The following is a 19,784-nucleotide window of genomic DNA, read 5'->3' as shown; positions in this document are numbered from 1 at the left end:
GATGAAAAAGTGGCAATGCGTAGTCTGTGGACTGATCTATGACGAGCGTGAAGGCTGGCCGGATGACGGCATCGCTCCCGGCACCCGCTGGGAAGATGTACCGCAAGACTGGCTATGCCCCGACTGCGGCGTCGGCAAGCTGGACTTCGAGATGATCGAGATTGGCTGATCGCTCAACGCGACACAACGGCGACCCTCGGGTCGCCGTTTTTTATCGCGGCGAGCGCACCGCGTCCCCAGAAAATCGATCCTGCAGAAAAATCTGCACCGTCATTTAAGCAGCGCCAAGAGCCGGTCGCCCTTCACCTACAGCAGGCAATCACAGCCAGCTTCATTTAACTGAAGGAATCTCTCCATGGCTCTGTCGATTCATACCAACTACTCCTCGCTCGTTACCCAAACCAACCTGGGTAAGACCAACAACGCCCTGGGCACCAACCAACAGCGCCTGGGTACTGGCTTCCGTATCAACAGCGCCGCCGACGACGCTGCCGGCCTGCAGATCGCCACTCGTCTGGACGCCCAATCGCGCGGCATGGACGTAGCCATGCGCAACACTGGCGACTCCATCTCCCTGCTGCAGACCGCTGAAGGCGCCTTCAGCGAAATGACCGACATCATGCAGCGCATGAAGGATCTGGCCACTCAGGCAGCGAACGACACCAACAGTGACGACGACCGCGCGTCCCTGAAGTCCGAGTTCGACGAGCTGGGCAACGAGCTGACCAACATCATCAGCAACACCAAGTACGCGGGCGAAAACCTGTTCGCTGCCGGTGGCAAGCTGACTGCTGCAATGAACTTCCAGATTGGCTCCAGCAGCGCCGAAACCCTGTCGTTCAACGCCAGCACCAACCTCACTGCCGTCACCGGCGCGATCACCACCGTCAAGGCCGAAACCCTTGATGACGCGACCAACGCTGGTAGTGCCATGGACGAGCTGGAAACCGCGCTGGACGCCGTCGGCACTCTGCGTTCGCAACTGGGCGCCAACATCAACCGCCTGAACCACACCTCCAACAACCTGGCGAACATGAAGGACAACACCGACATGGCCAAAGGTCGCATCATGGATGCCGACTTCGCCAAGGAAAGCGCCAACATGACCAAAAACAGCATGCTCATGCAGTCCGGCATCTCCATGCTGCAACAAGCCGGCCAAATGCCGAGCATGGTCATGTCCCTGCTGGGCTGATTGCTCGAATGGCGCAAGAAGTTGCGCCTTCTGGCTTACATCGCCACACGCACGCTCACTCTCGACTTATGTAAGCGCCACTCGCCGTCGCCCCTCCCGCAAGAGGCTCAGGCACTGGCGCTCACACACGAAGGAATATCCACATGGCTCTGTCGATTCATACCAACTACTCCTCGCTGGTTACCCAAACCAACCTGGGTAAAACCAACAACGCCCTGGGCACCAACCAACAGCGCCTGGGCACTGGCTTTCGCATCAACAGCGCCGCTGACGATGCCGCCGGCCTGCAAATCGCCACCCGCCTGAACGCGCAATCGCGCGGTATGGACGTGGCCATGCGCAACACCGGTGACGCTACCTCCCTGCTGCAAACCGCCGAAGGCGCGTTCAGCGAGATGACCGATATCGTCCAGCGCATGAAGGATCTGGCCACCCAAGCGTCCAACGCCACCAACAGCGGCGCCGACCTGATCGCCCTGCAAGGCGAGTACGACGAGCTTGGCAAGGAAATGGCCAACATCATCAAGAACACCAAGTACGCCGGTGAAAACCTGTTCAGCGACGGCACCACTGTCGACGGCTCCAATGGCAAGCTGTCCGCTGCCGTCAACTTCCAGATCGGCGCCAGCTCGGCTGAAACCCTGGAGTTGGACGTCAGCGCCAAGCTGAGCACGCTGGGCACCTCCCTGGCCGCCATTTCCGATACGTTCAGCGACGACACCGTCACTGGGACAGAGCTGGCCAGCACTGACGACCCGGACACCGCGCTCAACACCAACGCCAACGCGATGATCGACACCCTGAGTGATGCGCTGGACGACATCGGCTCGCTGCGTGCTGACTTCGGCGCCAACATCAACCGCCTGAACCACACCTCCAACAACCTGGCGAACATGAAGGACAACACCGACATGGCCAAAGGTCGCATCATGGATGCCGACTTCGCCAAGGAAAGCGCCAACATGACCAAAAACAGCATGCTCATGCAGTCCGGCATCTCCATGCTGCAACAAGCCGGCCAGATGCCGAGCATGGTCATGTCCCTGCTGGGCTGATTGCTGCGTCATCCGCGGCGATCCATCGCCCCCAAGCGCCCCGCTCATGCGGGGCGTTTTCATTGGTGGTGCCAATTTCGCGCCCAACGCCACAGAAAACTTAGTGAGATTCTTAATCATCCGTCGGATGACGGCCAGAGACTTTTCATGCCACTGTAGTGCGACTTTCAGTCATCAATGACTCAGCAGCATTGGCACAAGACTTGCCGTCATATGATTTTGACGCCAAAATGCCGACCGTTTTTGCCTCGAAAAACCTTACGGACATCCCTTCACCCGCAGGATCGCATGAACACCAGCATCGAGACGCTAACAGCCGAGCCGGGAAGCCCCATTACCTGCCTGATCATCAAAACAGGCCGCAGTGATTGCTACGCACACTTCTATCCTGCGCTTTACCAGCTCACCCTGGTCAAAGGAGGCATCGAGGAGAAAGTCGACCTCGGCTACTCCGGCAGTCGCCTGCTCGAACGCCTGCTGCAGGAACCTGGGGAAGTCGTGGCCCGCGAGGAACTGATGAACCACGCCTGGGCGGATCGCGTCGTCGGCCAGGGCAGCCTCAATCAGCAGATCTACACCTTGCGCCAGGTGCTCGGCGACGAGAAAAGCCGCGAGATCATCCAGACCCTGCCGCGTCGCGGCTACATGCTCAACCCCAGCTACCTGGTCTACCCACCGAGCATCGATGACATCGGCGAGGTGAGCGAGGCGACATCCGCCACGCCCCACACGGCACAGCATGACCGCCCAAATACGCCCTGGATCGTGCTGCTAGCCCTCTTCGGCATGCTGCTGATCAGCCTATTCGCCTACCTCTACAACACCAGCCAACCTGAGCCAGTGTTCAGCAGCGAAATAACGCTTGGCCCGCTGCAGATGCGCTATACCGCACAGAGCGAGCAGCAACTGCAGCAACTGATCCTGCAAACACACGCACTGACCAGCCAACTCGCCAGCCTGGCCGAGCGTCCCAGCACTCTGATTCTGGATTTGCACGGCAGCTTCTACGAACTGCTCTGCCTGAATCCCGACGGCGAGGCTCACTCACTGATGTTTCACGATAGCCAGCTCCATCAACTCGCTCAGGCTCAGCTAATCGGGTGCCTAAAGTGACCGCGCGCTCAGGTTTCGACGCCAATCGCCACGGCGTAGCGCTAGCCATCTGCGCGCTGCTCACGGTCATGCTCGTGCTGTGGCTGAACTTCCACTCCAGTGCGGAAATCGACGGCCGCTACCAGTCTCAGGGCCAAGTGCAGCTAAGCAACGGCCAGGTGCTGGACATCAGCCACAGCCTGCGGGTCGACGAAGGCCGCTTCTACGCCATGACCCGCCAGGGCGACAGCATTCTGGAAACCTCCGGCAAGGTTGAGTATGGCTTCCTCGGCAGCTACCGCCTGTACGTTGAAGACGGCCAGCTCACCGGGCTGAGCAGTGATAGCGACGACGAACTGGTGTTCAACCTGCTTTATGGTCGACACAAGGGCGCCAGCATACGGCTGACGCGCCTCGAAGACTGCCTCTACGCCTTGGAAACGCGCCAGCTTTACTGTCCGGCCAGAGGTCTGAAGCACCTCTGACACCGCTCAGCCCTGTGGCGCCTTGAAACGCGCGCCCTCATCCCGGTATTCAACCCGCGCCTGCTGCTCGCCAAATAACTGGCGGTACAGCCCTTCGGCTCGCGTCGTCAGCAGCAGCAGTTCGATACGACGATTGGCGCCATTTTCCGGGTCTTTCGGCAACAACGGCATGCCGTCGGCCTGTGCGGTCACCTGCAACACCGAAGGGGCAGGCAAGCCGCCGTCAACCAGCACGTTGCGCGCGCGCAGGGCACGATCGCCGGACAGATTCCAGTTGTTGTAACCGCCGACGATGCCGCGGTAAGGCGTGGAGTCGGTATGGCCGCTGATGATCAGGTGGTTGTCGACCTTGGCCAGAATCCCGGCCAGGCGCTTGAGCAGAATCTCGAACTGCGGATCGAGCTGGGAGCTGCCACGGTTGAACATGAAACGCTTCTGGTCATCCTTGATCAGGATGCGCAGGCCCTGTGGCACCACCTTGATCTCGACATTGGCCTCGGCGTCCAGTTGCAGCGCCAGCTCCTGCATCAGCTTGACCAGCTCCTGCATCTGCTCCGGGTCGTCATAGTGCGGTCGGCGCGGTGCACCTGGCGCCGCATCGTCCATGCTCGCGCCAGGGTCTTCGTCTGGCGTACGCGCCTGATTCTCGCGGTCTTGACGCGGGCTGACCTGCACCGGCATGCCATCGAGATCCAGCGGTGTGGTGCTGGTGCCGTCGAAGACACCGGCACCGCCATCGACCAGTGGGTTGTTCATCATGTCGGCATTAGCGCGGCTGGCTTCCTGGGTCTGCGGCTGGATGATCCACAGCACCATGAACAGCGCCATCATGGCCATGGTGAAGTCGGCGAAGGCCACCTTCCAGGCACCACCATGCTCGTCGTGACCACCCTTCTTGCCACGCCGTTTGATGATGATTTCGTGTTCTTCGCCGCCACGCTTCTTCATGCCGCGTCCCTTTCATCCTCGTAGCGATTGACCCAGATCTCCAGTTGCTTGAAGGCCGGTTTAACGTCCTGCTCGATCAGCTTGCGCCCGGCGTCCACCGCCAGCAGCGTAGGCTTACCGGCAACGTGGGCGACCAAGGTGGTACGCACGCATTCGAGCGCCGACATTTCGGTCTTGATGCGCTGGCCCATGGCGCTCGACAGCGGATCCATCACGCAGTAGCACATGAAGATACCGAGGAAGGTGCCGACCAGCGCCGCTGCCACGTGGGCGCCAATCTCGGCCACCGAGCCACCGATGTTGCCCATGGTGATGACGATGCCAAGGATCGCCGCGAGGATGCCGAAGCCCGGCATGGCTTCACCGATCTTGTGCAGCGAGCGTGACGGCTGCATCAGCACGTGCTCCATGGCTTCAAGCTCCTGTTCGAGGAAGCCTTCAAGCTCGTGCGCGCTGATCTTGCCCATGGCCATCAGGCGGAAGTTGTCGGCGATGAAAGCCATCAGGTTCTTCTCCTGACGGATCAACGGATACTTGGCGAACAAATCACTCTGCTCGGGCTCCTCAATGTGTGCGTCGAGCACTTTGAGGCCGCCAACCTCGACCATTTCCAGCAACTCGTAGAGCAGCATCAGCAACTGGCGCTGAAATTCTTCACCGCGCTTCTTGTAGACGAACACGTCCTTGATCTGGTGCAGCATCTCCACCAGTACGTCCTTGGGGTTGGCCACCACCAGCGCGCCCAGACCGGCCCCCAGAATGATGATCACCTCAGCCGGTTGCCAGAGCATGGCCAACTGGCCGTGCGCCATGATGTAACCGCCCAGTACGCAGGCGACGATGATCAATGCTCCGAGTAACTTCTGCACCCTAGTCTCTCTCGCTCAGATAGCGGCTGGCCTTGGCGATCGCCTGCTTGCTCAACTGGCAAACGCGTGCGTCGCTCAGTTCCAGCACCAGGGCGATTTCCTTGAGACTCAGCTCATGTTGGTAGTAAAGGGTCAGCACCAGTTGCTCGCGCTCACTGAGCTGACTCAGCGCCTGAGCCAGCAGGCGCTCCTTGAGTACACGCTCTTCAACGGCGCTGCCGCCTTCGATGAAGGCTTCGTGACCGCTCTGCAGCAACTCGTCGAGGCTTTCGATGGCCTCGCAAGCGTCGGCCTGCAGGAAATCCTGATAATCCTTGGCACTGATGCCGGTGGCCGCGAGGATTTCTTCATCCTGCGGTATACGCCCGAGCTGGCGCGTCAGTTGGCGGATGGCGTCGCGCATCTTGTGCGTCTGCTGGCGCACCTGGCGTGGCCGCCAGTCCTGACGACGCAACTCGTCAAGGATGGCGCCGCGTACGCGCAACGCGGCGAAACGACCGAACTGCTCGTCCGGCGTGCCATAGCGGCGCAAGCTGTCGAGCAAGCCCATCAGGCCAATCTGCTCCATATCCTCGCGGTCGAGCACCTGGTTGGCCTGCAGCGACAGTTGGCTGACGATGCGCTTGACCAGCGGCAGGTACTGCAACAACCACTTCTGCTCGGCACCGGGGGCGAAGAGGGCGGCACCGCCCTGTTCGGCGGCGTAACGGTAGTCGATGGCGCAGGTGGCGTTCATGGATGAGTTCTGCTCCCGTTTCGGCACGGCCGCGTAGCTGTGCGCTACTGAACGATCAGCTTGCTGACCAGCACATTGGCGAAGGGAATCGCCAGTTTCTTGCTGGCGAAGTCGTCGAACAGCGCCCGCTCCAGAGTGCTCTGCAATTCGGGAATCGGCAGCGCGCGCAGTTGTTCGAAGGTCATTGCCGAGAGGTGAGCGACTACCGAGTTGCGCACCATCGGGTCGATCTGCTCAAGCTTCTTCGGATCCGCTTCGATGTCGGCCTGCAATACCAGGTCAAGGACGAAGTAATGCTCGCGGCTCTGGCCTTTGAGGCTGACGATGACTTTCTCGATGGGGAAGAACTGGTACTCGACCTTTTCCTCTTGCGCCTCGGCTGGTGCCTCGCCGGTTGTACTTTGACCGGCCTGCAGCGCCTTGATCTGGGTGTAGTTGAATACCGTGCTACCGATCACCACCAGGGTGTTGAGGATAACCAGCAGGAGGAGGATCCGCGGCGCTGTCATAACTGCTCTCGATTCACTTGCATGGGTTAAACGGTGACCAGCACATCGCGGGTCGAATCCGTGGTATTGCGCTGCTCGTCAGTCGGGAAGACGCTGGCGGCGGCCACTTGCTCTTCGCCAGCCCAGGCCTGACGCGGCGTCTGCCCTTGCTGACGGCCACCCTGGGCGTCGGCGGACACCTGTACGTTGACCTGCACGAAGTTCTGTCCGACCAGTTCCTGACGCAGGCGGTCGCTGGTCTGCTGCAGCAGACGGGCGACATCGACGTTGGCTGCCGATAGCTGCACGTTGAGGCGACCGGACTCGTGGCTGAGATAGATTTCCAGGCTGCCCAGCTCAGGCGGATCGAGACGAATGGTGGCGTTCTGAATGCGCTGGTTGATCTGCAGATCGACATGCTCGCGCAGGCTCTGCAGCATCTGTTCGCCCCACTGCGCCGGTGCGCCTTGCAAGCGCAACGTGCGCTCACCAAGCGCAGCCTGCGAGCTATTGTGCACGCTGTTTTGTACGCTGCTGTTGGCGGTTGGTGCGCTGCTATCGCCATCCTGGCTGGGCAGTGCAATACGCTCCAGCAAGCCAATGTCCACTGCTGCATCGCTCGCCTCGCTTGGTTCTGCATTGAGCAGCGCCATGCTGGAGTCCTGCTCAGGTACGACCACAGGCGTGAACGTCGGTGCGACGGTGCTTTGAGCGGCTGTCGCGAGCGGCAGCGCCGTACGTGTATTGCGCACAGGCTCGGCAGTCGCTACAGGCGCAACGCTAGGTTGCGCCATCTGCGGCAATGGATTGAGCAGCACGTCGCCGTCAACCGGTTGCGAGGCTTCATCGGCATTGTCATGAGGCGCCTGCGCTGGCGGCGTTTCACGCGCCTGCAGTTGCACGCTCTGCTGCTCCAGCATGCCCTGCAACCATTGCTCAACATTCGGCTCGCCCAGGTCTTGCGAGGCGGCTTGATCTTCGACCGGCGCACCCAGCGCATGCACCATGAGCAGCGGCTCGACCAACTCAACCGCCTCACCAGCCAATTGCAGGCCGAACACTGGCAGTGCGCCCTCGGCGTCTGCGGCCTGGGCCTGCACGAACCCCGCTGGCAACGACTCCACATCGGCGCTGGAGAGGGTGTTCTGGACACTGCTGGGGATCATCTGCACCACCTATTAACTCCCACCTTGAAACAGATCGACATGCATGTAGGCACTACGCACTTCGGCATACTCGCGGTGCGTCAGCAGTATCTTGCGCATGCGCTCGCACTCCTCGGCACCGGCCTGACGAGCCAGTTCATGCAGTCGCTGCAGCCGGAGTTTGGCGGCCTGTACGTCTTCGCCCAGGGTGGGCAATTCAGCCAAGCCTTGAAGGCAGACACGGATTGACGCATCGATCTCGCCGATCCGCGTCCAGTGGCCTTGCCGCAATGCGTCCTGCAGTTGCTCATGCAATTGCTTCAGGACTCGCAATTCACTTGCGCGCTGCATTCACGCCTTCCCAGCCCTCGCGCAGCACGCCGACCAGACCGACGACTTCGTCGAGGCCTTCCAGCGAGAGGGTCACGCTGACATCCGAGAGGCGATAGATGCAGTAGTCATAGAGACGCGCCAGGCCCTGCACCACTTCACCGCCATTCTCGTAATCGAGGGCGCCGCTGAGACCACCGAGGATGTTCAGGCACTTCTCCAGCGACTGACCCTTCTGCTGGTAGCGCTTGGCTTCGATATGGCCACGGGCACGGGCCAGCTCATCGAGCAGACCATCGAACAGAACCAGTACCAGCTCGTAAGGCGATGCCGAGGCGGCACGCGCTTCGAGGTCGACGGTGCGGTAGTTGTCGTAGCTTTCGTTGAATGTGTAAGCGCTCATCAGAACATTCCGGATGTCTGTTCCATCGCCGCCATGGTCTGCATCAGACCGGTGTACTGGCGCAGGTAACGGTTGTAGTAGGAGTCGTACTGCGTCTGCAGGGTGTCGAACTGCTGGTTGACGCGGCGCAGTTGGAGGTTGAGGTTGTCTTTGCGATCGGTGAGCAGTCCACCAGCGCTGCTGGTGTAGGCCGCGAGGTTCTTGTCCAGGGTGTCGAGCAGGTTGCCCTTGTCGTTGAACAGCTTTTCGAAGCCCTCGGGATTGGCCGCCAGGGCCTTCTCGAAACGCGCGCTATCGATGGTCAGCTTGCCGTTGCGGTCAGCGCTAATGCCAAACTCGGTCAGGCTGGCCCCGCCAAACGGAGTACGGATCAATTGGTTGAGCATGCCCTCGATGGAGCGCACGCTGGCATCACCAGCCAGGGCGCCACGAGCACTGCTCTCGCTGCCACTGACGGTGAGCGTGTCGAAGCTGCTCATCAGGGTGTTGAACGCCGTCACGAAGGTCTGCGCCTTCTCCTTGGTGGCTTTCTGGTCCTGGGCGACCTCGACATTCAGAGGCGTGTCACCACTCTGCTGAGCCTTGGTGAAAGTCAGGCTGACACCGTCGATGACGTTGTCGAAGGTATTGCTGGTGCTGCGCAGCTCGATACCGCCCTCGCCACCCAGGCGCACGATGGCGTCCTTGGCCACGGACAGCTCACGCGGATTGCTCACGGCATTCTGCATCGCGGTGTTACCGCTGGCGGACAGGCTGATGGCCTGATCGGCGCCGGTCTTTTCGCTGGTCAGCACCAGGTTGACCTGGCCGCTGCTGCGCACCAGCGTCGCCTTGAGCCCGGTATTGTCCGCCGCGTCATTGATGGCGGCAGCCAGGTCGCTGAGGGTAGCGGTAGCGCCGAGGTCGATGGTGAAGGACTCGCCGCCCTGCCCCAGAGTCAGGCTGCCGCTACCCAGATCAGAGTCCTGCAGGCCTTCGAGCGCAAACTGGCTCTTGCTGGCGAGTTGCTCGACGAAAAAGTCATAACTACCACTGACCGCCTTGCTGCTGACCGTGGCGCTGGCATAGCCCTCCTCGCTGAATTTGGCGCTATTGACCAGCATGGTGCTGCCAGCGCTCTTCAGACCACTGGCGCTGGACTTGAATGCCTTGAGCGCGGAATCAAGCGAGTTCAATGCATTGAGCTGAGCCTGGTACGAGGCCTGATTGCGATTGGCCCTGGCCAGTTGGCCCTGTACTTCATACTGAGCCAACTGGGTCGCCATGTTCTGCACGTAGTCTGTATCGATAGCCATAGTCGGACACCCGTTTTCCTGTATTTAGCAATAGCGGTGCCAATCAACTAAGCCATTGATAATTAAAGACTTTAGCTAAAAGGCAGGTGAAAGATCCTTTCCGCTCACGAGACCCCGAGCGACAGGCGGAAGGGCGACTTCCGCCCGCATCACACAGATGGCGGACATGTTCTTTACACAGGCGACGCGACAGGGCTACGGCTTAAGCAAGCCAGGAGCAAGGACGACAGCACTGACGGATGGCGTTGCATGCATCTGCCGCACACGCCAAGCCGACTGCTGTGGGTTATTCGCCGCCGACGGCGAAGTTGGGCAGGCTGTCCACCGGCTGGCGGAAGGTGAAGGGGATAGACTCGACGGCCAGGCCGACGTTGCGCTGTACCACGAAGTGCAGGTGTGGGCCGGTGCTGTTGCCGGTATTGCCGGAGCGTGCAAGCAAGGTACCGGTCTCCACGCGTTGGCCCTCCTTGACGCTGACCGAGCCGCGCATCAGGTGCAGGTAGACGCCCATGGTGCCGTCATCATGCAGGATACGAACGAAGTTACCGGCTGGATTGTTGCCACGCCCGCTCTGCTGACTTTCGGTTTTGACCACCACGCCGGCGCGCGCAGCAACGATAGGCGTGCCCTCGGGCATGGCGACATCCACGGCATAGCGGCCCTTGGCGGTGAAGTGGCTGTAGGTGCCATTAGCGCCTTGCGTCTGGCGGAAGGGGCCGCCGCGCCAGGGCAACGGATAACGATGAATGCTCGGCTGCAGGCGCGGGTCACCTAGCGCGTAGCGCAGCCTGGGCTTGTAGCGCAGGGGCTTGGATGGGTCTTCGGCGGTCAGCGTGGCGAGGCGGATATGGCTGCGCGGCGGCAGCACCCAGCGAATCGGTTTGTCCGGCGCGCCAATGGCGTTCTGCACCTGTTCCAGCTTCAGTTCGACCTCCACCGGCGCGAACAAATCGTTGCGCACCAGCAGCGTCTCACCGGCTTCGTGCTTCTGGGTTTCCAGCTTCACTTGGGTATCGAGACGCTCGACCATACGGTCGTTGAACACGAACACCTGTGCGCCAGGCGCGGCCTGGTCGCTATAGGTGACGACGCCGTTCTTGTCGACGTACTTGTAGATGGTCAGGGCAGCGGCCTGGCCACTGAGGGCCAGCAAACTGCAGAGAAAAATCAGACGCCCTAGCATGACTACTCGGATCTTATGGCTTTTGGCTATCCAGGCAGACAAGCCTAGCAGCGTAGCGCCGGAGCCGCGAGATACCGACCGTCAGGCTGTGAACCGGCTCACCACCGCCGGGCAGTCTGCTGTAAAAGAGCCCCGAATTGCATCCGGGGCACACAACCTCAGTCAGGTAGAACGTGCATCAAGCTGGGTGCGAGCGGCAGAAAGCCTCTCGGAATGCGTCCGCGCTACGCGCCGGGGACGAAATGTTTCTGCGCCGTGCCGCGGGCGATCAGCCGCGACAGGTAATCGAGCTTCTGCGGGTCACGGTCGACAAAGCGGAAGGTCAGTTGCAGCCACTCGCTGTCGGGCTTGGGTTCGTGGGCCACTACCGCATGCAGGTAGCCATTGAGGCGCGCCGTTTCCGCCGCTTCGCCCTGCTCCAGATCGAGCACGGCGCTTTCCAGCACCTGTGGCAGCGTCTCGCCGCGCTTGACCAGCAGCAGCGCCTCCTTGAGGCTGAGTGCCTTGATCACGCAGGGCATGCTGCCGCCGGGCAGACGCAATTGCCCCTGGCCACGTCCACTCGGCGTCGCGGAAGGTTTGGCCGCAGGCGCCGCCGGTTTGGCGAACACGGCGGCGGCATCGACACTGGCGGCAGGCTTGGCCGCTGGTTTGACCACTTCGGCCTTGCCACCCGTCAACGCAGCCAGCGAGTCGTTGGCCAATGCGCCGCTGCCGAGCATCTTGGGCGCGGCACCGGAAACCAGCGCCTGCAGCTTGCCGGCGCGGCTCATGGCCTTTTTCACCTTGGTGACCAGTTGCTCGTTGGAGAACGGCTTACCGATGAAATCGGAAACCCCGGCCTGAATCGCCTGGACGACGTTTTCCTTGTCGCCACGGCTGGTCACCATGATGAACGGCACGCCCTTGAGGCTGTCCTGCTCACGGCACCACGTCAGCAGTTCGAGGCCGGACATTTCCGGCATCTCCCAATCGCACAGGATCAGGTCGACCGCCTGGCGCGCCAGCAATTGCTGGGCCTTGCGACCGTTTACCGCCTCTTCGATCTGTACGCCGGGGAAGTTGTCGCGCAAGCCTTTCTTGACCAAATCGCGGATAAAGGTCGCGTCGTCCACTACCAGCACACTGACTTTGCTCATCGGCTACTCCTGTATCAATGACGCTAAGCATAGTCATGGCCAGTCGCCAAAGGCCAACGGAAAACGTCGAACACTGAGTAAATCGCGCAAACGAAACGGCCCGCAAGTGCGGGCCGTTGACTCGCTAGCAGGCATCAGGCCTCGGGCTTGCCCTCGACCTCTTCACGCATGCGGGTCAGGCCGAGGTGGCGCACATCGGTGCCGCGCACTAGGTAGATCACCAGTTCGGCAATGTTGCGCGCATGATCGCCAATCCGCTCCAGCGAACGCAGCACCCAGATCACGTTAATCACGCGGGAGATCGAGCGCGGGTCTTCCATCATGTAGGTGACCAGCTCGCGCAACGCCGTCTTGTACTCGCGGTCGACGGTCTTGTCGTACTGGGCCACGGCCAGGGCCAGCTCGGCATCGAAGCGGGCGAAGGCGTCCAGCGCGTCGCGCACCATCTTGCGCACCTGGTCGCCGATATGGCGGATTTCCACGTAGCCTTTCGGCGCCTCGCCTTCCTCGCTGAGCTGGATGGCGCGCTTGGCGATCTTGGTCGACTCGTCGCCGATGCGTTCGAGGTCGATCACCGACTTGGAGATGCTGATGATCAGGCGCAGGTCGGAGGCGGCCGGCTGGCGACGGGCGAGGATGCGGATGCACTCCTCGTCGATGTTGCGCTCCATCTGATTGATCTGGTCATCGATCTCGCGCACCTGCTGAGCCAGGCCAGAATCGGCATCGATCAGGGCAGTTACGGCGTCGTTGACCTGTTTTTCCACCAGGCCGCCCATGGCCAACAGGTGGCTGCGGACTTCCTCCAGCTCGGCGTTGAATTGCTGGGAGATGTGCTGGGTCAGGTTGTCTTTGTTCATGAAATTCGCTCCGCGAAAGCTTCAAGCGGCAAGCTCCAAGCTGCAAGCCGATCGGTGAAGTGTCTGGTTGCCGCGAGCTGGCTGGCAGCTTGCGGCTTGTAGCTTGCCGCTGCCCTCAACCGTAACGACCGGTGATGTAGTCTTCGGTCTGCTTCTTGGCCGGGTTGGTGAACAGCGTGTCGGTGTCGCCGAACTCGATCAGTTTGCCCATGTACATGAACGCGGTGTAGTCGGAGACACGCGCCGCCTGCTGCATGTTGTGGGTGACGATGACGATGGTGTACTTGGATTTCAATTCGTAGATCAGCTCTTCGACCTTCAGCGTGGAGATTGGATCGAGTGCCGAGCAGGGTTCGTCGAGCAGCAGCACTTCGGGCTGCACCGCCACGGTACGGGCGATCACCAGACGCTGCTGCTGACCACCGGACAGGCCCAGTGCCGAGTCATGCAGACGGTCTTTGACCTCGTCCCACAGCGCGGCGCTCTTCAGTGCCCACTCGACGGTTTCGTCGAGCACGCGCTTCTGGTTCACGCCCTGGATACGCAGGCCGTACACCACGTTCTCGTAGATGCTCTTGGGGAACGGGTTGGGCTTCTGGAACACCATGCCGACGCGGCGGCGCAGTTCGGCGACGTCCACACCCTTCTGGTAGATGTTCTGGCCGTCGAGACGGATCTCGCCGTCGACGCGGCAGCCGTCGACCAGATCGTTCATGCGGTTGAAGGTACGCAGCAGAGTCGACTTGCCGCAACCGGACGGGCCAATGAAGGCGGTCACACGCTGCCTGGGAATGTTCATCGACACGTCGAACAGCGCCTGCTTGTCGCCATAGAACAGGTTCAGACCGGGCACTTCCAGGGCAACGGTCTCGTCAGCCAGGTTCAGACCCTGCTTCTGGCGGCCAAGGGCGGCCATGTCGATACCGTGGGTGTGTACTTCGTGTTGCATAGCAGTCTCCTTCGGAGGCTATAGGCTTCAAGCGGCAGGCTGCAGGTCGGCTTGCGCCTGACGCCTGACGCCTGACGCCTGACGCCTGCAGCTTGCGGCCTGCAGCAGAATTAGTGATCCAGCGCCTTGTACTTCTCGCGCAGGTGGTTACGGATGAAGACGGCGCTCAGGTTGAGCAGGACAATCACCAGCACCAGCAGCAACGCGGTGGCATACACCAGCGGGCGCGCGGCCTCGACGTTGGGGCTCTGGAAGCCGACGTCGTAGATGTGGAAGCCCAGGTGCATGATCTTCTGATCCAGGTGCAGATACGGGTAGTTGGCATCGACCGGCAGACTCGGCGCCAGCTTGACCACACCGACCAGCATCAGCGGCGCCACTTCGCCGGCGGCACGCGCCACCGCGAGGATCATGCCGGTCATCATCGCCGGGCTGGCCATCGGCAGTACCACTTTCCACAGCGTTTCGGCTTTGGTCGCACCGAGCGCCAGCGAGCCTTCACGCAGGGCACGCGGAATACGCGCCAGGCCTTCCTCGGTGGCGACGATCACCACCGGCACGGCGAGGATCGCCAGGGTCAGCGAGGCCCAGAGCAGGCCCGGCGTGCCGAAGGTCGGCGCCGGCGCCGCTTCAGGGAAGAATAGACGGTCGATCGAGCCACCCAGCACGTAGACGAAGAAGCCCAGGCCGAACACACCGTAGACGATGGCCGGCACGCCCGCCAGGTTGTTCACAGCGATACGGATGATGCGCGTCAGGGCGCCCTGCTTGGCATATTCACGCAGGTAGATGGCCGCCAGCACGCCGAACGGGGTGACGATCACGGCCATGATCAGGGTCATCATCACGGTGCCGAAGATGGCCGGGAAGATACCGCCCTCGGTGTTGGCCTCACGCGGGTCGTCACTGACGAACTCCCACAGTTTGGCGAAGTAGAAGCCGATTTTGGCACCGGTGCCCATGGCATTGGGCTGATAGGCGCGCACCACCTTGCTCAGGGCAATCTCCTGCTGGCGACCATCGACGGTCTTGACCGTCATGCTGTCACGCGAGAGCTGCTGGTTGAGGTCGGTCAACTGGCCTTCGAGCGCCTTGTACTGGGCGTCGTATTCGGCACGCCGCGCATCCAGGTCAGCCTGGGCTGTTGCGTCCAGTTTACCGGCCAGCTCCAGGCTACGTTTGCTCAAACGCAGTTGCTCAAGGCCATAGTTGATGCTGCCGATATCACGCTTTTGCAGCGCCGCCAGCTTGCTCTGCAATTCGTCGGCGCGTGCGATGCGCTGTTGCAGATCGGCCCAGGCGTTGTTGCCCTCGGCAACGACCTTGCCGTTCTCCTTTACGTCCACCAAGTAGCCGTAGAAGTTGCCCCACTCGCGGCGCTCGACCACCAGCATCTCAGCCGGTGTGCGCGGCTCGCTCATCCATTCGGCGACGACCCAGTTGAAGTCAGCACCGTACAGCTCGCGGTTGCCGACCTTGAACAGCTCGCGGGTGAGGAACTCGCCACCATTGACGTCTACCGGCATACCGGCATCGGCCAGGCGCGCGCGCGGCACCTGCTCTTTTTGCACCAGTTCACCGGCCATGGCCTTGGCGGTTTCACCCGGCACCTGATACTGAGCTTCGATCACATCGGCAGGCCAGAAGTGGCCCAGACCGCGCACGGCGATCACGGCGAGCAGGCCGAGGGTGACGATCACGGCGATTGACACGCCACTGGCCGTCATCCACACCCAAGGCGCACCGCTCTTGAACCAGGTGCCGAAGTTTTGCTCTTTGCTTTTCAAGGACATCAGTCTTCCCCAGTTCTCAGAGCGACGCGTATTTCTTGCGCAGACGGTTACGGATCAGCTCCGCCAAGGTGTTCATCACGAAGGTGAAGCTCAGCAGCACCAGCGCGGAGAGGAACAGCACGCGATAGTGGGTACTGCCCACTTCGGACTCGGGCATTTCCACCGCGACGTTGGCGGCCAGCGTGCGCAGGCCCTCGAAGATGTTCATGTCCATGATCGGCGTGTTGCCGGTGGCCATCAGCACGATCATGGTCTCGCCGACGGCGCGGCCCAGGCCGATCATCAGCGCCGAGAAGATGCCCGGACTGGCAGTGAGAATGACCACGCGGGTCAGGGTCTGCCAGGGCGTGGCACCTAGGGCCAGAGAGCCGAAAGTCAGACTTTTTGGCACGCTGAACACGGCATCCTCGGCGATCGAGTAGATATTCGGAATCACCGCGAAACCCATGGCCAGACCGACCACCAGGGCATTGCGCTGGTCGAAGTTGATGCCCAGGTCATTACTCAGCCATAGGCGCATGTCGCCGCCGAAGAACCAGTTTTCCATGTGCCCGCTCATGCCCAGCGAACTGGCACCGACCAGCAGGATCACCGGGATCAGCAGCGCCGCTTCCCAGCCATCGGGTATTACCAGGCGGATGCGCTCGGGCAAACGGCTCCAAGCATAGGCCGCCAGCAGCACGCCAACCGGGGTCAGCAACAGCAGGCTGAAGATGCCCGGCAGGTGACCTTCAACGTAGGGCGCCAGGAACAGACCGGCGAAGAAGCCGAGGATCACCGTCGGCAGCGCCTCCATCAGCTCGATCACCGGCTTGACCTTGCGGCGCATGGCCGGGGCCATGAAGTAGGCGGTGTAGATGGCCGCGCAGATGGCCAGCGGAGCGGCCAGAAGCATGGCGTAGAAGGCGGCTTTCAACGTACCGAAGGTCAGCGGCGCCAGGCTCAGCTTGGGCTCGAAGTCGCCGTTGGCGGAGGTGGACTGCCAGACTTGCTTGGGCTCGTCATAGCTCTCGTACCAGACCTTGCCCCACAGCGCGCTCCAGGAGATTTCCGGGTGCGGGTTGTCGATGTAGAAGCGCTGCAGCTTGCCATCGGACTCCACCAGCAGGCGGTTAGCACGCGGCGACAGGGCGCCGATGCTGGCGCCGTCGGCGATTTTCTCGGTCAGCAGGGTGCGGTGTGCGGTGCTGTGGAAGATGCCCATGCGACCGTCGGCGTCCAGGGCGATGAAGCCCTTGCGGCGCTCTTCGGGGATGATCTGAGTGATCGCCGCCTGACCCAGTTTGAAGTCGCGGATGCGGGTCAGCTCGGACTTGCCGTCGGCGTCACGCACCATGAACCACTGCGCGATGCCGCCTTGCGTGTCGCCAATCATCAGCGAAATACCGCCGAGCAACGGATTGACCGTGCTGACTTCGGCATCGCCCTGCAGCAGCTTGTAGCGGCCATTGAGCGCCTTGCTGCGCAGATCGAAGACATCGACGGTGGCTTTACCGTTGACCACGAACAGCCACTGCTGACGCGGATCGATAACCATGGCCTTGATCGGATCAGCGATCTGCGGCAGGTCGATGCGCGTCTCGTCGAGGCTGACCTCACCGGTCATCAGGTTTTCTTCACGGCTGATGTTGAGCAGTTGCAGCTCGGCACCGACCGAGCCGCTGAGCATCAGGCTCTCGCCGTTCTCGCTCATGGCCACGTGCTCGATGGCACGCCCTTGAGTATCCAGGCTGATCGGCTGATCGCCGAAGGGGTACTGAATCTGCGGCTCGATGGTTTTGACGTTGTTCGGGTAGGTCACCTTGTAGGCAACCTGGAACACCAGCACCTGGCCGTTGGACAAGCCCAGCACCACGCGGTGGCTACCGGGTTGATCCTCGGCATGGGAGACGATGCTGACGCCTTCGGGCAAGGCAATCTGCACGGACTTGAGGGCCGCGCCATCTTTAAGGGTGAAGAACTGCACCTGACCGCTGCGCGACAGGCGCATGGCGACCTTGTTCTGCTCTTCGAGTGCCAGCATCAGCGGCTCACCCTGCTCGGCCAACCAGGCCGGCTGCTGAACCTTGCGCGCCTCCATGTCGGCACCGGCGAACATCGGCGCCACGACATAGGCGAGGTAGAAGAAGATCAGGGTGATGCAGGCCAGTACGGCCAGACCACCAATGGACACGTACCAGCGTGCGGCACGATCCTTGAGCGCACGCATGCGGCGCTTGCGTTTCAAGACGGGGGTGTCGAAGTCGATCCGTTGGCTATCGGAAGCGCTCATGCGGTTATTGGCCAGGTCATTCATGAGGAGGTCTCGGGCACGGCGGACATCGCCCGCACATTGTGAGGTGCTTCACTTTATCGGGCTTGTATGACAGAAAAATTACAGCGCAGTGACGCGACAACGCCCGCGACTCAGAGGAGTCGCGGGCGTGTCGTACAGGGCGCATGACATCGCTGCCAGCGCCCTGCCGGGCTGAATTACAGGCCCAGTTCTTTCAGAGTCTTCTCAGCTACCTTGGCCGGCAGCGGGATGTAGCCATCCTTCACTACGACTTCCTGACCCTGCTTGGACAGCACCAGCTTCACGAACTCGGCTTCCAGCGGATCCAGCGGCTTGTTCGGCGCCTTGTTGACGTAGACGAACAGGAAGCGCGACAGCGGGTACTTGCCGGACAGGGCGTTGGTTTCGCTGGCTTCTTCGACTTCACCCTTCTTGTTCACCAGCGGTACGGCGCGGACGCTGGCAGTGCGGTAACCGATACCCGAGTAACCGATGGCATTGACGGTGCTGGAGATCGACTGCACCACGGAAGCCGAACCCGGCTGCTCGTTGACGTTGGAGCGGAAGTCACCTTTGCACAGGGCTTCTTCCTTGAAGTAACCGTAGGTGCCGGATACCGAGTTACGACCGAACAGTTGGATCGGCTTGGCCGCCCACTCGCCGGTCAGACCAGCGTCGCCCCAGGTTTTGATTTCCTTGGTTTCACCGCACAGACGGGTGCTGGAGAAGATGGCATCGACCTGCTGCATGGTCAGTTGCTTGATCGGGTTGTCCTTGTGCACGAACACGGCCAGGGCGTCGATCGCGACCGGGATAGCGGTCGGCTTGTAGCCGTACTTCTCTTCGAAGGCCTGCAGCTCGTTGTCCTTCATCTTGCGGCTCATCGGGCCGAGGTTGGAGGTGCCTTCGGTCAGAGCGGGTGGCGCGGTGGAAGAACCAGCGGCCTGGATCTGGATGTTCACGTTGGGGTAGAGCTTCTTGTAGTCCTCTGCCCACAGGGTCATCAGGTTGGCCAGGGTGTCGGAACCGACGCTGGACAGGTTACCCGATACACCGGAAGTCTTTTCATAGGTCGGCAGAGCCGGGTCGATGGCAGCCATTGCGGTTACGGCGCCTACGCCGGTAGCGGCGAACGTCAGGGCCGCCATCAAACGCTTCAGTTTCATGCCTTGCTCCTAGCAGGATTAGTGTTGGATGGAACGGGCCCAAGTATCTGCAGGCCTTGTGAACACTCTATGAAACCAATGTGACAGTTAGATGAACGTCGCTGGGTTTGTGGAGGAGGTGGTTGTTGGTGGGTTGATTGATGCAGGTTTGCAGGGGGCTTGGTCTTGAATGAAAAGCGCACCTTTCTTTGAGGGGCGGCTTGTTTGATACCGGGCTGGCAATTCGGTGTTGGTTGTTTTGTTGGGACTGTCCGAGACTGTCAGATTTTTTGTGTGCGGGCGTTAACGCCCGTCACCCGACGGACAGTGAATTCACCAGGCGGGCCTGGTGAAGCGATCTCCGTAAAGGATCGCGAATTGATTCATGGCTCCCTTCCA

Annotated in this window: 20 protein-coding genes; 5 read left to right on the top strand and 15 right to left on the bottom strand. The window is 61.2% G+C overall.

Annotated features, from left to right (window positions below; all coding sequences use genetic code 11):
- Position 1: 1 nt before the first annotated feature.
- The 5 genes from AERO9A_RS12795 (at position 2) to AERO9A_RS12775 (ending at position 3,827) form a co-directional block, all read left to right on the top strand.
- Entirely contained in the window at positions 2-169 is a 168-nt protein-coding gene (locus AERO9A_RS12795) for a rubredoxin (RefSeq protein WP_159972347.1), read from the top strand.
- 186 nt (positions 170-355) lie between these two features.
- Complete coding sequence (gene lafA, locus AERO9A_RS12790; RefSeq protein ID WP_159972346.1) at positions 356-1,195, top strand: lateral flagellin LafA; 840 nt, start codon at positions 356-358, stop codon at positions 1,193-1,195.
- Between the two features lie 143 nt (positions 1,196-1,338).
- Positions 1,339-2,250, top strand: a complete 912-nt coding sequence (gene lafA, locus AERO9A_RS12785) for a lateral flagellin LafA (RefSeq protein WP_159972345.1) — start codon at positions 1,339-1,341, stop codon at positions 2,248-2,250.
- A 288-nt stretch (positions 2,251-2,538) separates the two neighbouring features.
- The gene (locus AERO9A_RS12780; RefSeq protein ID WP_159972344.1) at positions 2,539-3,363 is read left to right on the top strand and encodes a winged helix-turn-helix domain-containing protein; all 825 of its coding nucleotides are present in this window, start codon (positions 2,539-2,541) and stop codon (positions 3,361-3,363) included.
- A complete protein-coding gene (locus AERO9A_RS12775) occupies positions 3,360-3,827 on the top strand; it encodes a hypothetical protein (RefSeq protein ID WP_256665958.1) in 468 nt (155 codons plus the stop codon). The genes AERO9A_RS12780 and AERO9A_RS12775 overlap by 4 nt, the downstream gene beginning before the upstream one ends.
- A 6-nt stretch (positions 3,828-3,833) precedes the next feature.
- Here AERO9A_RS12775 and AERO9A_RS12770 read toward each other — a convergent pair whose 3' ends face one another.
- From AERO9A_RS12770 to AERO9A_RS12700, 15 genes are all read right to left on the bottom strand, one after another.
- Positions 3,834-4,775, bottom strand: a complete 942-nt coding sequence (locus AERO9A_RS12770; protein ID WP_159972342.1) for a flagellar motor protein MotB — start codon at positions 4,773-4,775, stop codon at positions 3,834-3,836.
- Positions 4,772-5,644 (bottom strand): flagellar motor stator protein MotA, encoded by an 873-nt coding sequence (gene motA / locus AERO9A_RS12765; RefSeq protein ID WP_159972341.1) that lies wholly within the window; start codon positions 5,642-5,644, stop codon positions 4,772-4,774. The genes AERO9A_RS12770 and motA overlap by 4 nt, the downstream gene beginning before the upstream one ends.
- 1 nt (position 5,645) lies before the next feature.
- Positions 5,646-6,380, bottom strand: coding sequence for a FliA/WhiG family RNA polymerase sigma factor (locus tag AERO9A_RS12760; RefSeq protein WP_159972340.1), 735 nt, complete (start codon positions 6,378-6,380; stop codon positions 5,646-5,648).
- A 44-nt stretch (positions 6,381-6,424) separates the two neighbouring features.
- Positions 6,425-6,889 carry a flagellar basal body-associated FliL family protein gene (locus AERO9A_RS12755; RefSeq protein WP_159972339.1) on the bottom strand — a complete coding sequence of 155 codons (465 nt, stop codon included), beginning with the start codon at positions 6,887-6,889 and terminating at the stop codon, positions 6,425-6,427.
- Positions 6,890-6,915: 26 nt separating this feature from the next.
- Positions 6,916-8,034: a flagellar hook-length control protein FliK gene (locus AERO9A_RS12750; RefSeq protein WP_159972338.1), complete on the bottom strand. Its 1,119-nt coding sequence runs from the start codon at positions 8,032-8,034 to the stop codon at positions 6,916-6,918.
- Positions 8,035-8,046: 12 nt separating this feature from the next.
- On the bottom strand, positions 8,047-8,364 hold the full coding sequence (locus AERO9A_RS12745; RefSeq protein WP_159972337.1) for a hypothetical protein: 318 nt from the start codon (positions 8,362-8,364) through the stop codon (positions 8,047-8,049).
- Positions 8,348-8,746 (bottom strand): flagellar export chaperone FliS, encoded by a 399-nt coding sequence (gene fliS, locus AERO9A_RS12740; protein ID WP_159972336.1) that lies wholly within the window; start codon positions 8,744-8,746, stop codon positions 8,348-8,350. The genes AERO9A_RS12745 and fliS overlap by 17 nt, the downstream gene beginning before the upstream one ends.
- A complete protein-coding gene (gene fliD / locus AERO9A_RS12735; RefSeq protein ID WP_159972335.1) occupies positions 8,746-10,041 on the bottom strand; it encodes a flagellar filament capping protein FliD in 1,296 nt (431 codons plus the stop codon). Before fliD ends, fliS begins: the two co-directional genes overlap by 1 nt.
- A gap of 286 nt (positions 10,042-10,327) precedes the next feature.
- Complete coding sequence (locus AERO9A_RS12730) at positions 10,328-11,224, bottom strand: M23 family metallopeptidase (protein WP_159972334.1); 897 nt, start codon at positions 11,222-11,224, stop codon at positions 10,328-10,330.
- Between the two features lie 224 nt (positions 11,225-11,448).
- A complete protein-coding gene (locus AERO9A_RS12725) occupies positions 11,449-12,363 on the bottom strand; it encodes a response regulator (protein WP_159972333.1) in 915 nt (304 codons plus the stop codon).
- 134 nt (positions 12,364-12,497) lie between these two features.
- The gene (gene phoU, locus AERO9A_RS12720; RefSeq protein WP_159972332.1) at positions 12,498-13,223 is read right to left on the bottom strand and encodes a phosphate signaling complex protein PhoU; all 726 of its coding nucleotides are present in this window, start codon (positions 13,221-13,223) and stop codon (positions 12,498-12,500) included.
- A gap of 115 nt (positions 13,224-13,338) precedes the next feature.
- The gene (gene pstB, locus AERO9A_RS12715; protein WP_159972331.1) at positions 13,339-14,172 is read right to left on the bottom strand and encodes a phosphate ABC transporter ATP-binding protein PstB; all 834 of its coding nucleotides are present in this window, start codon (positions 14,170-14,172) and stop codon (positions 13,339-13,341) included.
- Between the two features lie 110 nt (positions 14,173-14,282).
- Positions 14,283-15,965 (bottom strand): phosphate ABC transporter permease PstA, encoded by a 1,683-nt coding sequence (gene pstA, locus AERO9A_RS12710; protein WP_159972330.1) that lies wholly within the window; start codon positions 15,963-15,965, stop codon positions 14,283-14,285.
- 16 nt (positions 15,966-15,981) lie between these two features.
- The gene (locus tag AERO9A_RS12705; protein WP_159972329.1) at positions 15,982-18,261 is read right to left on the bottom strand and encodes an ABC transporter permease subunit; all 2,280 of its coding nucleotides are present in this window, start codon (positions 18,259-18,261) and stop codon (positions 15,982-15,984) included.
- A 176-nt stretch (positions 18,262-18,437) separates the two neighbouring features.
- The gene (locus AERO9A_RS12700; protein WP_159972328.1) at positions 18,438-19,406 is read right to left on the bottom strand and encodes a phosphate ABC transporter substrate-binding protein PstS; all 969 of its coding nucleotides are present in this window, start codon (positions 19,404-19,406) and stop codon (positions 18,438-18,440) included.
- Between the last annotated feature and the right edge of the window lie 378 nt (positions 19,407-19,784).

It is taken from the genome of Pseudomonas sp. 8Z (assembly GCF_902506535.1).
Lineage (GTDB): Bacteria > Pseudomonadota > Gammaproteobacteria > Pseudomonadales > Pseudomonadaceae > Aquipseudomonas.
Note: the sequence above shows the minus strand (reverse complement) of the source record. Positions and strands in the feature narration are given on the sequence as shown.

What these genes read in the sequence shown, in the direction of transcription:
- AERO9A_RS12755 (WP_159972339.1), bottom strand. Translation starts at nt 6,889, where the DNA reads ATGACAGCGCCGCGGATCCTCCTCCTGCTGGTTATCCTCAACACCCTG.
- lafA (WP_159972345.1), top strand. Translation starts at nt 1,339, where the DNA reads ATGGCTCTGTCGATTCATACCAACTACTCCTCGCTGGTTACCCAAACC.
- AERO9A_RS12705 (WP_159972329.1), bottom strand. Translation starts at nt 18,261, where the DNA reads ATGAATGACCTGGCCAATAACCGCATGAGCGCTTCCGATAGCCAACGG.
- AERO9A_RS12750 (WP_159972338.1), bottom strand. Translation starts at nt 8,034, where the DNA reads ATGATCCCCAGCAGTGTCCAGAACACCCTCTCCAGCGCCGATGTGGAG.
- AERO9A_RS12795 (WP_159972347.1), top strand. Translation starts at nt 2, where the DNA reads ATGAAAAAGTGGCAATGCGTAGTCTGTGGACTGATCTATGACGAGCGT.
- phoU (WP_159972332.1), bottom strand. Translation starts at nt 13,223, where the DNA reads ATGAACAAAGACAACCTGACCCAGCACATCTCCCAGCAATTCAACGCC.
- AERO9A_RS12700 (WP_159972328.1), bottom strand. Translation starts at nt 19,406, where the DNA reads ATGAAACTGAAGCGTTTGATGGCGGCCCTGACGTTCGCCGCTACCGGC.
- AERO9A_RS12745 (WP_159972337.1), bottom strand. Translation starts at nt 8,364, where the DNA reads ATGCAGCGCGCAAGTGAATTGCGAGTCCTGAAGCAATTGCATGAGCAA.
- AERO9A_RS12730 (WP_159972334.1), bottom strand. Translation starts at nt 11,224, where the DNA reads ATGCTAGGGCGTCTGATTTTTCTCTGCAGTTTGCTGGCCCTCAGTGGC.
- lafA (WP_159972346.1), top strand. Translation starts at nt 356, where the DNA reads ATGGCTCTGTCGATTCATACCAACTACTCCTCGCTCGTTACCCAAACC.
- AERO9A_RS12770 (WP_159972342.1), bottom strand. Translation starts at nt 4,775, where the DNA reads ATGAAGAAGCGTGGCGGCGAAGAACACGAAATCATCATCAAACGGCGT.
- AERO9A_RS12725 (WP_159972333.1), bottom strand. Translation starts at nt 12,363, where the DNA reads ATGAGCAAAGTCAGTGTGCTGGTAGTGGACGACGCGACCTTTATCCGC.
- pstA (WP_159972330.1), bottom strand. Translation starts at nt 15,965, where the DNA reads ATGTCCTTGAAAAGCAAAGAGCAAAACTTCGGCACCTGGTTCAAGAGC.
- pstB (WP_159972331.1), bottom strand. Translation starts at nt 14,172, where the DNA reads ATGCAACACGAAGTACACACCCACGGTATCGACATGGCCGCCCTTGGC.
- fliS (WP_159972336.1), bottom strand. Translation starts at nt 8,746, where the DNA reads ATGAGCGCTTACACATTCAACGAAAGCTACGACAACTACCGCACCGTC.
- AERO9A_RS12760 (WP_159972340.1), bottom strand. Translation starts at nt 6,380, where the DNA reads ATGAACGCCACCTGCGCCATCGACTACCGTTACGCCGCCGAACAGGGC.
- fliD (WP_159972335.1), bottom strand. Translation starts at nt 10,041, where the DNA reads ATGGCTATCGATACAGACTACGTGCAGAACATGGCGACCCAGTTGGCT.
- AERO9A_RS12780 (WP_159972344.1), top strand. Translation starts at nt 2,539, where the DNA reads ATGAACACCAGCATCGAGACGCTAACAGCCGAGCCGGGAAGCCCCATT.